Genomic DNA, 11,321 nt, shown 5'->3' on the forward strand with positions numbered 1-11,321 from the left:
TGATCCGGCGTGAGCGGTGGCAACGGATACGGTGACATTTTTGCGGGTCATACCCGCAAACAGAAGCGCGTGACGCCTGAAGTGGCGGCCGAACGTGATCTTGTCGTCGAGGATGCGGCGACAGGATTCTGCGGTGCGGTAGTCGGTTTCGAGCGCACGTACGACGGCGATTTCGTGCGACTCGAGGACGGGCGTTCCCGGACGCGGTTGTTCGCGATGCGCGAGGCGGCCTTCCTCATCGACGGCTCACCGGTCACCCTCGTTCGCCCGGCCCCCAAGCCCGCGTCCACCAAACCCGCACGATCGGCTTCGGGTTCGACCCGAGTCGAAGGCTTACGTGCACGCACGGCACTGCCCAGCCGGATCTGGGTGGAGGGAGTACACGATGCTGCCCTCGTCGAGCGGGTGTGGGGCCATGACCTTCGCGTCGAAGGTGTTGTCGTCGAACATCTCGAAGGGCTCGACAATCTGGGGGAGCGGCTTGCCGAATTCGGGCCGGGCCCCGGCCGCCGTGTCGGTGTCCTCGTCGACCACCTGGTCACCGGTTCCAAGGAAACCCAACTGACTCAGGGCCTCGGCCCGAACGTGTTGGTGACCGGACATCCGTACATCGACGTGTGGGAGGCCGTTCGTCCCAAATCTGTCGGAATCGCCTCCTGGCCGAAGATTCCACGCGGCGAGGATTGGAAGACGGGAATCTGCCGCGAACTGGGCTGGGGGACACCTCAGGAGGGCTGGCGGCGGGTCTACAACTCGGTCGAGAGCTTCCGCGATCTGGAAGCTCCCTTGATCGGTGCCGTCGAACAACTTGTCGATTTCGTTACCGAGCCGAACTGACGTAGCGGCGGCCTGGGTCACACATTCTGGTTAGATGGTGTTGTGGCTGCACTTATTTGGCTGATCGGAGCACTGGTGCTCGCCGGGGCCGAAGCGCTGGTGGGGGATTTCTTCCTGCTGATGCTCGCCGGTGGGGCGCTCGCTACTGCCGGTGTCAGTGCTGTCACCGACTTCCCGGTGTGGGTCGACGCCGTCATGTTCGGAGTGTTCTCCGCCGCCCTCGTCCTGGGCGTGCGACCGATCATGTTGCGTCGCTTCGGTAGTCCGCCACCGACCCCGACCGGAATTCAGGCACTCGAAGGTAAGCACGCTCTGGTTCTGGAAGAAGTGGGCGAGCATTCCGGGCAGATCAAGTTGGACGGCGAGGTGTGGACTGCCAGGCCGTACGACACCACCGAGGTGTACCCGCCGGGCACCAAGGTGACGGTGATGGAAATCAACGGCGCAACAGCAGTCGTCTGGAGGGGACCTTAATGGCAGCACTCATAGTGCTCGGTGTGTTGGTGCTATTCGTGATCTTGGTGGTCGCGAAGTCGGTAGCACTGGTACCGCAGGCAGAAGCCGCGGTGATCGAGCGGCTCGGTAGGTATTCGAAGACGGTGTCCGGTCAGCTCACATTCTTGATCCCGTTCGCCGATCGTGTGCGCGCCAAGGTGGATCTTCGTGAGCGGGTGGTCTCCTTCCCACCGCAACCGGTGATCACCCAGGACAACCTGACACTGTCCATCGACACGGTGGTGTACTTCCAGGTCACCAATCCGCAAGCTGCGGTGTACGAGATCAGCAACTACATCGCTGCCGTCGAGCAGTTGACAACCACGACGCTGCGAAACGTCGTCGGCGGAATGACCCTCGAAGAGACGCTGACCTCGCGTGATTCCATCAATGGTCAGCTTCGTGGTGTCCTCGACGAGGCGACCGGCCGCTGGGGCCTGCGAGTGGCCCGCGTCGAACTCAAGAGCATCGATCCTCCGCCCTCCATCCAGGAGTCGATGGAAAAGCAGATGAAGGCGGACCGCGAGAAGCGCGCGATGATTCTGACGGCTGAAGGCCACCGCGAATCCGCTATCAAGACAGCCGAGGGTGCCAAGCAGAGCCAGATTCTTTCCGCCGAGGGCAACAAGCAGGCCTCGATCCTCAACGCCGAGGGTGAGCGTCAGTCCCAGATTCTTCGGGCTCAAGGTGACCGCGCGGCCAAGTACTTGCAGGCCCAAGGCGAGGCCAAGGCCATCGAGAAGGTCTTTGCTGCTATCAAGTCCGGTAAGCCGACTCCGGAATTGCTTGCATACCAGTATCTTCAGACGTTGCCGCAGATGGCGCAAGGCGATGCGAACAAGGTGTGGCTCGTGCCCAGCGACTTCGGTGACGCACTGAAGGGATTTGCGAAAACGCTTGGCGCGCAGGGGCAGGACGGTGTCTTCCGTTACGAGCCGCCGGCCGCCGAAGAGAATCTTCCCAACCCTGAGGACGATTCAGCTGAGGTGGCGGAGTGGTTCGAAACGAAATCCGATCCGGCTATCGCAGAAGCAGTCCGCGCCGCTGAAGTTGCTGCACGTACTCCCGTCGAAGATCCGGCAGCTGCGGTCAGGCACCTCCGTGAAAGTGCGCCCGAGCAGCCCGGATTCGTAGATCCCGCGCTGCCGCAGCAGAGTGAAAATCCTTGGCCCGGTCAGCTACCGCTGCCGTCCGAACGCGAAGAGTTCCAGCAGAAGTACCCCTACCAGGATCAGCCGCCGGAGGGCGGCCAGCGCCGGTAGGCTCCTCTCGTAGTAATCGGGACGGGCACTCGTCACCTACGTGATGAGTGCCCGTCCCGTTCCGCATACAGCGATCGCCCAGAGGACACTGACGAAAGTTCCCATGATGAACTGCTCGGACGCGTGAGGTTCGCGAAGTTCCGGGTACCGTGCGAGCCCCTTGACTGCCAAGACGATCGCGATCCCCTCCGGCCAGGTTGCGAGAATCGACGCCGCCACCGCGAGCCGTTCGAGGATGCCGATCACACGTCCGCCGCGAAGAGGTCCGGCGTCCGGTGCCGGGCTCCCGTCCGGTTGGCGACGAGCGATCTTGAAGGTGGCAAGTACCAACGGTGCACCGGCCGTGGCGGCGGCAAGTACGCACAGGACAAGCGTCGCCCCGAGAGCGAAACCGGTGACCGGGGTCGTTCGGGTCGATGCCAGTGCGGCAACACCCAGCGCCGGAAGAGCCACCACGGACGACGCCCATTCGGGGACTTCCAGTCGACCACGACTGAGCGGTCCCAGTGCCGCTGCAACTGCTGGTGCCGCGGCGGCGACGGCGAGCGCGATCAACGCCAGAACGACCATGTATTCGAGCCCCCTGCTGTGTCGACGAGTTTGTACCGGTGCGAGCGTGAGCAGTCTAGGGCTGGAGTCTGACCAAAAGTCGTTCTGCGAGTCTGCGCCCGGCGAGTTCTGCGTGCCACCCGGCTGTCAGGAGTCGCTTGGACATGGCCTGTTTGGTGATTCCGAGGTGGGCCGCCGCGCTGACCTGAGTGAGTCCGCTGTCCATCAGAGCGATGGCTTCGCGTCCGTCCTTCGTCTGTCTCGTGACAATCGTTCCGAGCAAGGTGAACGCGGCATCGACATCGGCGGCGAGTTCGTCGCGTGAGCTGTCGGCCGGCGCCTGTTCGACGGCAATTCTGGCCGGAGCTCGCTTGGCTCGCTCGACGGCGATCCGAGCAGCTTCGAATGCCGGTCCGCGTCCGGCCCGGGTCTGCCGTGGGAGAGGCTGCTCGACGGGACCGATCCCGATCCCGACACTCCAGTGCTCGCGCCGAATCAGCTCGAGTGCGACGAGGACGAGTAGAGCCGGATCGTCGGTCACCGCTTGAATCTCGTCGCCCGCCGTGCGCTCGAACGGCCGCAGGAGCCTGCGATCGGCCATGTCGTCGATGATGTCCCCGACGCGGTCGACATCGCGTCGGCTACCTCGCTGATCCACTGTCAGTACGAACATTGGTCAATGCTAGATAGTTGACTGTCAATAGTCAATCGTTTTGGGTTGACTCAATCAAATCAACCTCTTGAGGTTGACCGCTGTCGACGATGGTTTCGCCCGGCGAAGGCTGACGGCGAGCGTCGAACACCAGACCGGCGATGCCGATCGCAATGCAGATCCCGGACAGAATCAGGAGACGAGGATCGGCTTCGCCGGAGAGCGCATCGCCCAGAACGACAATCCCAACAGTGCCGGGCAAGATGCCGACGACGGTGGCAAGGATGTAGGGCACGATCCGGATCGACGAAATGCCGCAGCAGTAGTTCACCACCGAGAAGGGGACAAACGCGATCAAGCGCAGAGAGCCGACGGCCAGCCACCCCCGCTTTTCGATCCGTTCGTCCACCCGCCGGATCGTCGGACTCGAAATCCGTTGCCACACGACGTCACGGCCGATCGCGCGGACCAGGTAGAGGGCCAGAACCGCGCTCACAGTCGTTGCCGCCACGGTAAGGGCGATGCCGGTCACCGAGCCGAAAAGAACCCCCGCACTGAGGGTGAAGACAGTGCGCGGGAACGGCGCGACGGTGACTATCGAATGAACCAGGAAGAACACGAGGGGAAACGCCGGGCCAACCGAGTCCGCCCACTCTCGCACCTGGGACACCGTGGGATGTGGGGCGAGGAGGGCTGCGAGGAACAAAGCGAGCACTACCAGGACTATTGCGATCAATCTTCGGTCCAGCAGGCGTCCCATCACAGGTCACAAGGCTACCTGCGAACGGTGAACCGGGCCGACTGCCGACCCGCAATCGTGAGTCGAACATTGCCACGGGGGCGGGAAAGCGACGTGCTCCAGGCGACAATGAAACGGCGCTGTGACGAAAACCACTAGGCTTTCGGAGTGGCCTTCACCTGTAGTCCCGGCCAGTGAAACGAACTCGCGGGTAACCCGTAAACATGCTGAACAATCGCTAGGTAAGGGCCGGTCACACGTGCACGAACGACCGAATCTGCACGTCGTCTGACCGGTCGGAAAGTGGCCGCGAACAGCCCTGTGAAGAACATGACGTGATCCTCACGATATCTGGGCTCAACCGCGGGTTAGCATCACAGAACTAACGAACAAATCCGATTATCGGTAAAGCGCTCACGCAAAAAATGAGAGGGAGCGGACACAGTGTCATTAGCTTCAGAAGCCGAGGCTGTCGAGCAGGCGTACGCGGAGTGGCAGCGCTCCGTAGCCGGTGTGCTCGCCAAGTCCCGCAGAGTCGATGCGGCAGAGCTGGGCCCCGAGCCACAGAAACTGCTCGAAACCGTCACCTACGACGGTGTCACTGTCGCACCGCTCTACAGCCCACGCGACGAGCGTCCCGAGCAGAGCTTGCCGGGCACGTTTCCGTACGTGCGTGGCGTCGACGCTCACCGTGATGTCAATGCCGGTTGGTTGGTTTCCGCTGCATTCGGAACCGCTTCGGCGGCCGAGACTAATCGCGCCATCCTGGACGCCCTCGAAAACGGAGTCAGCGCACTCTGGTTGAAGGTGGGCGCCGACGGCGTTCCGGTCACCGACCTCGCCGCTGCGCTCGAGGGCGTTCTTCTCGACCTCGCACCGCTCACGCTCGACGCAGGCGCCGAGGTGAACGATGCAGCCCGCGCACTCTTCTCTCTCCTCGATGCTCGCGGCGAAGCCGGCGACGGCGTCAGTGATCGCAGCAGTATCCGAGTCCACCTCGGTGCAGCGCCGCTGACCAGTTCGTTCTCCGGCGCAGCCGACGTCGAATTTGCAGGCGCCGTCGAGTTGGCCGCCCTCGCTGCAGCTCGCGCGGAAACCGTGCACGCGATCACCGTCGACGGCACGGCCTTCCACAACGCGGGTGCCGGCGACGCCGAGGAACTCGGAGCCGCGATTGCCGCCGGACTCGAATACCTCCGCGCACTCACCGCAGAGAGCGGTCTGACCATCGGTGCTGCGTTGTCGCAGTTGGCTTTCCGCTACTCGGCAACCGACGATCAGTTCCAGACCATCGCGAAGTTCCGCGCCGCACGTCTCGTGTGGGCCCGCATCGCTCAGGTCTGTGGAGCTTCCGACTTCGGTGGAGCGCCGCAGCACGCAGTCACCTCCGCCGCGATGATGGCTCAGCGTGATCCCTGGGTGAACATGCTGCGCACGACCCTCGCCGCATTCGGCGCCGGCGTCGGCGGAGCAGATGCAGTGACTGTTCTTCCGTTCGACGTCGCCCTGGCCGACGGCACCCTTGGTGTCAGCAAGTCCTTCTCCTCGCGCATCGCGCGCAACACGCAGTTGCTTCTCCTCGAGGAGTCGCACCTGGGCCGCGTGCTCGATCCGTCGGCGGGCTCCTGGTACGTCGAGGACCTGACGCAGCAGATCGCCGCCACCGCGTGGGAGTTCTTCCAGGAAATCGAAGCAGCCGGCGGATATCTGGCGGCACTCGAAGCGGGAATCGTCTCCGGTCGTATCGCTGCCACGAAGGCCAAGCGCGACTCCGACATCGCACACCGTAAGACCACGGTCACCGGTGTCAACGAGTTCCCGAACCTCGGCGAAACGCCGCTGTCCGCCGAAGCCGTCGAGCCCGGCCAGTCCGTCGCCCGCTACGCAGCTGCATTCGAAGCGCTTCGTGACCGTTCGGACGCGTTCCTCGCCGCCGGCGGCGCCCGTCCCACCGCGCTTCTCGCGCCGCTGGGCTCGGTTGCAGAACACAACGTGCGCACCACGTTTGCGTCCAACCTGCTCGCTTCGGGTGGTATCGACGCAGTCAACCCCGGCCCCCTCGAGGTAGGCGCAGAAGCCATCTCCGCAGCCGTCAAGGCTTCCGGTGCCACCGTCGCGGTGCTGTGCGGCACGGACAAGCGCTACGGCGAGAGCGCCGCAGCGGCCGTCGCCGAACTTCGCGCTGCCGGCATCACCAAGGTGCTGCTCGCAGGACCGGAAAAGGCAGTCGCCGACGCGACCGGCGATTCTCGCCCGGACGGATTCCTCACAGCCCGCATCGACGCAGTGTCGGCTCTGACCGAACTGCTCGACTTCATCGAGACGGGAAGCTCCAAGTGACGACACGAGAGGTCAAGCACGTGATCGGCAGTTTCGCCGAGGTCCCACTCGAGGACCCGCAGTCTCCGGCACCCACACCGCCGTCGGTCGAGCAGGCACAGGCGCTCATCGAAGAGGGCGCAAACGCCAACAACTACGCCGCCGAGCAGGTTGTCTGGTCCACCCCGGAAGGCATCGACGTCAAGCCGGTGTACACCGGTGCGGACCGCACGGCCGCCGCCGAGTCCGGTTACCCGCTCGACAGCTTCCCGGGCGCAGCGCCGTTCCTGCGTGGTCCGTACCCGACCATGTACGTGAACCAGCCGTGGACCATTCGCCAGTACGCCGGATTCTCCACTGCCGCGGAGTCGAATGCGTTCTACCGTCGTAACCTCGCGGCCGGTCAGAAGGGCCTCTCGGTCGCCTTCGACCTCGCCACACACCGCGGCTACGACTCCGATCACCCTCGCGTTGCGGGTGACGTCGGAATGGCCGGTGTCGCAATCGATTCCATCCTCGACATGCGTCAGCTCTTCGACGGAATCGACCTCTCGCAGGTGTCGGTCTCGATGACGATGAACGGCGCTGTGCTCCCGATTCTCGCGCTGTACGTCGCCGCGGCAGGCGAGCAAGGCGTCACCCCGGACAAGCTGGCCGGAACGATCCAGAACGACATCCTCAAAGAGTTCATGGTTCGTAACACCTACATCTATCCGCCCAAGCCCTCGATGCGGATCATCTCGGACATCTTCGCGTACTCCAGCGCGGAAATGCCGAAGTACAACTCCATCTCCATCTCGGGCTACCACATCCAGGAAGCCGGAGCGACGGCCGATCTGGAACTGGCGTACACCCTTGCGGACGGCGTCGAGTACATCCGCGCCGGCCTCGACGCCGGTATGGACATCGACAAGTTCGCACCTCGCCTGTCCTTCTTCTGGGCCATCGGCATGAACTTCTTCATGGAGGTCGCCAAGCTCCGCGCCGGACGCCTCCTGTGGGCCGAGCTTGTTGCCAAGTTCGATCCCAAGAGCGCGAAGTCGCTCTCGCTGCGTACCCACTCGCAGACCTCGGGCTGGTCCCTGACCGCGCAGGACGTCTTCAACAACGTTCCGCGTACCTGCGTCGAAGCCATGGCTGCCACCCAGGGCCACACTCAGTCGCTGCACACCAACGCACTTGACGAGGCCATCGCACTGCCGACGGACTTCTCCGCCCGCATCGCCCGTAACACCCAGTTGCTGCTGCAGCAGGAATCCGGCACCGTGCGTCCCATCGACCCGTGGGGCGGCTCGTACTACGTCGAGTGGCTCACCAACGAACTCGCCAACCGGGCTCGTAAGCACATCGAAGAGGTCGAGGAAGCCGGCGGAATGGCTCAGGCCATCAACGAAGGCATCCCGAAGCTGCGCATCGAGGAAGCTGCCGCCCGCACCCAGGCACGCATCGACTCCGGTCGGCAGCCGCTCGTCGGCGTCAACAAGTACGTTCCCGACGAGGTCGACACCATCGAAGTTCTCAAGGTCGAGAACTCCAAGGTCCGCAAGGAACAGCTTGAGAAGCTGGTTCGCCTTCGCGCAGAACGTGATCCGGAAGCCGTCGAGGCCGCACTCGCGAACCTCACCCGCGCTGCCGCATCCACCGAAGGCGGCATGGAGAACAACCTCCTCGCCCTCGCTGTTGTCGCCGCCCGCGCGATGGCTACCGTCGGCGAGATTTCCGACGCCCTCGAAAAAGTGTACGGACGCCACCAGGCCGAGATCCGCACCATCAGTGGTGTGTACCGCGACGAGGCAGGAACGGTGAGCAACATCAGCAAGGCGATGGAACTGGTCGAGAAGTTCGCCGAGGACGAGGGACGTCGTCCCCGTATTCTCGTCGCGAAGATGGGCCAGGACGGTCACGACCGTGGCCAGAAGGTCATCTCCACGGCCTTCGCGGACATCGGATTCGACGTCGACGTCGGACCGCTGTTCCAGACCCCCGAAGAGGTCGCCAATCAGGCGGCCGACAACGACGTCCACGTAGTCGGTGTGTCGTCGTTGGCAGCCGGTCACCTCACCTTGGTGCCGGCCCTGCGGGAGGCTCTGGCTGCGGCCGGTCGACCCGACATCATGATCGTCGTCGGCGGCGTCATTCCGCCCGGTGACTTCGACGAACTCTACGAGGCCGGCGCTGCTGCCATCTTCCCGCCCGGCACCGTCATCGCCGACGCTGCCAGCGGATTGTTGGAGAAGCTCTCCGCCCAACTGGGTCACGACCACAGCTGAGAAGGGGGTCACTGAAGATGGCACGTCAGCCCATCGACATTGATTCCCTCGCCGAGGCGGTACGCGGAAATCAGCGTGCCGGCCTCGCTCGGGCGATCACCCTCGTCGAGTCCACTCGCGACGACCACCGGGCCCTTGCGCAGCAGCTTCTACTGAAGTTGCTGCCCGAGGCCGGGGGAGCGCACCGGATCGGCATCACCGGCGTTCCCGGCGTCGGCAAGTCGACGTTCATCGACGCGCTCGGAATGTACTTGCTGGGCAAGGGACATCGGGTTGCGGTGTTGGCGGTCGATCCGTCGTCCACCCGCACCGGCGGCTCGATTCTCGGCGACAAGACACGCATGGCTCGGCTCACCGTCGAACCGAATGCGTACATCCGGCCGTCACCGACGTCCGGCACGCTCGGTGGTGTTGCCAAGGCAACCCGCGAGACCATCGTGCTTCTCGAAGCTGCCGGTTTCGACGTCATCCTGGTGGAGACGGTGGGTGTCGGCCAGTCCGAAGTCACTGTTGCCAACATGGTTGACTGCTTTACGTTCCTGACCCTCGCTCGTACCGGTGATCAGCTCCAGGGCATCAAGAAGGGTGTCCTCGAGCTCGCAGATCTGGTGGCGGTCAACAAGGCCGATGGAAAGCATGAGCGCGAGGCAAAGGGTGCTGCCCGCGAATTGGCCGGAGCGCTTCGCCTGATCTACCCGCACGACGCCATCTGGAAGCCGCCCGTCATCACGATGAGCGGCCTCGAGGGTGTCGGGCTGGACGAGTTCTGGGGAACTGTCACCAAACACCGTGAGGTGCTCACCGAAGCAGGACAGTTCGAGGAGAAGCGTCGCAAGCAACAGGTCGATTGGACCTGGACGATGGTCAACGATCAGCTGCTACGCAGGCTCTCGAGCAACGATCGGGTGCGTGCGATCCGGGCCGACGTCGAGCAGAGCGTGCGTGACGGTTCGCTGACAGCAGCGTTGGCGGCGGGGCGAATTCTCGACGCGTTCGACGGAAGCAACTAGGGCGAAAAAACAAAATCCCGGGTATCCGACAGCGGATACCCGGGATTTCTTCTGTGACGAGCTATCGTTCGCGTTTGACCGCAGGCTCGGTGAGTTCGTTCTCGACAGCGAGTTCGACTCCCGTGAAATCGCCTTCTGCCTCGGCTGGGGTGAGCGTGGACCGCTTCCACGCGTAAAACAGCAACGCTGCCCACGCGCCGAGAATGGCCAGGTAGCCGGCCACTGTGACCGCCCCGGTGATGTCGAAGGATTTGAACAGCTTCTGTGCGTTGGTCAACACGATGACGCCGCCCACCGCCGTTCCGAGCAAGGTTGCAGGCACGCGGCTGACCAGCCACGCCGCGAACGGGGCAGCGATGACACCGCCGAGCGCGAGACCGGCGACAACGAGGAGGTTTCCAGCAGACTCACGACCCAATCCGACAAGAAATCCCAGCGACGCGGCTGACGCGACCAGAAACTCCGAGGCGCTGACCGAGCCGATCACGGTGCGCGGCGCGGTCTTGCCCCGCGAGAGCAGCGTGCTGGTGGTGATCGGACCCCAACCACCACCGCCGGATGCATCGATGAAACCACCGAACAGGCCGAGTGGGGACAGGAAACGTGCAGTGTGCGGAGTGGTACGAGCATCCGCGACGGCCGGTGGGCGGACCGAAAAGCGAAGTGCCACATAGATACCGATGGCCAGCAGGATCGTCGCCGTGATGGGGACTGCCGCTTCGGTGGACAGACCCGAGAGCACGGTTGCGCCGATGAATGCACCGACTGCGCCGGGCACACCGAGCTTGGCGACGAGCTTCCAGTCGATGTTCTTGAACTTCCAATGCGACACGCCCGAAGCGAGGGTGGTGCCGACCTCGGCCAGGTGAACAGCGGCGCTGGCCTGAGCCGGACCGAGGCCACCGATCATCAACAGAGTGGTTGCGGTGACACCGAAGGCCATACCGAGGGCGCCGTCGACGAGCTGGGCGCCGACGCCGACAAGGGTGAACAAAAGAAGGTTGAACATGAGAAGACAGACTCCGAGCGAAGAAGCGACAAAGTCAGGGGTGCAGGCAGCGAGAATCGCCGCTCAGCAACACGCCTGATCGAAGCATGCGCTACGACGAGTGGGCCAGAACGCCATCAATCCGAGCGCAAATGCCGGGGAGGCATCGTGGCTGGAAATCTGCACGTCAGGTCCTTTGT

At 63.7% G+C, this 11,321-nt stretch carries 10 protein-coding genes; 6 read left to right on the forward strand and 4 right to left on the reverse strand.

Going from position 1 to position 11,321, the window contains the following annotated elements:
* The first annotated feature begins 9 nt into the window (after positions 1-9).
* Genes GJB56_RS07680 through GJB56_RS07690 form a run of 3 tightly spaced genes read left to right on the forward strand, consistent with a single transcriptional unit; the run spans position 10 to position 2,594 of the window.
* A complete protein-coding gene (locus GJB56_RS07680) occupies positions 10-837 on the forward strand; it encodes a DUF3097 domain-containing protein (RefSeq protein ID WP_003944813.1) in 828 nt (275 codons plus the stop codon).
* Between the two features lie 42 nt (positions 838-879).
* A complete protein-coding gene (locus GJB56_RS07685) occupies positions 880-1,311 on the forward strand; it encodes an NfeD family protein (RefSeq protein ID WP_113683626.1) in 432 nt (143 codons plus the stop codon).
* On the forward strand, positions 1,311-2,594 hold the full coding sequence (locus tag GJB56_RS07690; RefSeq protein WP_003944935.1) for an SPFH domain-containing protein: 1,284 nt from the start codon (positions 1,311-1,313) through the stop codon (positions 2,592-2,594). The genes GJB56_RS07685 and GJB56_RS07690 overlap by 1 nt, the downstream gene beginning before the upstream one ends.
* A gap of 36 nt (positions 2,595-2,630) precedes the next feature.
* Here the strand turns inward: GJB56_RS07690 and GJB56_RS07695 are convergent, their stop codons facing one another.
* From GJB56_RS07695 to GJB56_RS07705, 3 genes are read right to left on the reverse strand one after another with little or no spacing between them, the layout of a single operon-like run.
* A complete protein-coding gene (locus tag GJB56_RS07695) occupies positions 2,631-3,164 on the reverse strand; it encodes a hypothetical protein (RefSeq protein WP_003944797.1) in 534 nt (177 codons plus the stop codon).
* Between the two features lie 55 nt (positions 3,165-3,219).
* Positions 3,220-3,816 carry a hypothetical protein gene (locus GJB56_RS07700; RefSeq protein WP_003944858.1) on the reverse strand — a complete coding sequence of 199 codons (597 nt, stop codon included), beginning with the start codon at positions 3,814-3,816 and terminating at the stop codon, positions 3,220-3,222.
* A 31-nt stretch (positions 3,817-3,847) separates the two neighbouring features.
* Positions 3,848-4,555: a TVP38/TMEM64 family protein gene (locus tag GJB56_RS07705; RefSeq protein ID WP_166655130.1), complete on the reverse strand. Its 708-nt coding sequence runs from the start codon at positions 4,553-4,555 to the stop codon at positions 3,848-3,850.
* 423 nt (positions 4,556-4,978) lie between these two features.
* On the opposite strand from GJB56_RS07705, the gene mutA reads away from it, so the two are divergent.
* The 3 genes from mutA to meaB are packed head-to-tail and all read left to right on the forward strand — an operon-like array spanning position 4,979 to position 10,133.
* Positions 4,979-6,874 carry a methylmalonyl-CoA mutase small subunit gene (mutA, locus tag GJB56_RS07710; RefSeq protein ID WP_020969616.1) on the forward strand — a complete coding sequence of 632 codons (1,896 nt, stop codon included), beginning with the start codon at positions 4,979-4,981 and terminating at the stop codon, positions 6,872-6,874.
* Entirely contained in the window at positions 6,871-9,123 is a 2,253-nt protein-coding gene (scpA, locus tag GJB56_RS07715; protein ID WP_019748436.1) for a methylmalonyl-CoA mutase, read from the forward strand. The genes mutA and scpA overlap by 4 nt, the downstream gene beginning before the upstream one ends.
* A gap of 17 nt (positions 9,124-9,140) precedes the next feature.
* Entirely contained in the window at positions 9,141-10,133 is a 993-nt protein-coding gene (gene meaB, locus GJB56_RS07720) for a methylmalonyl Co-A mutase-associated GTPase MeaB (protein ID WP_003945003.1), read from the forward strand.
* A 61-nt stretch (positions 10,134-10,194) separates the two neighbouring features.
* Here meaB and GJB56_RS07725 read toward each other — a convergent pair whose 3' ends face one another.
* Positions 10,195-11,142, reverse strand: a complete 948-nt coding sequence (locus tag GJB56_RS07725) for a sulfite exporter TauE/SafE family protein (protein WP_019748438.1) — start codon at positions 11,140-11,142, stop codon at positions 10,195-10,197.
* Positions 11,143-11,321: the final 179 nt, after the last annotated feature.

Origin of the sequence: Rhodococcus sp. AQ5-07, from assembly GCF_009707305.1 — a bacterium.
Classification (GTDB): Bacteria; Actinomycetota; Actinomycetes; order Mycobacteriales; family Mycobacteriaceae; genus Rhodococcus_F; species Rhodococcus_F erythropolis.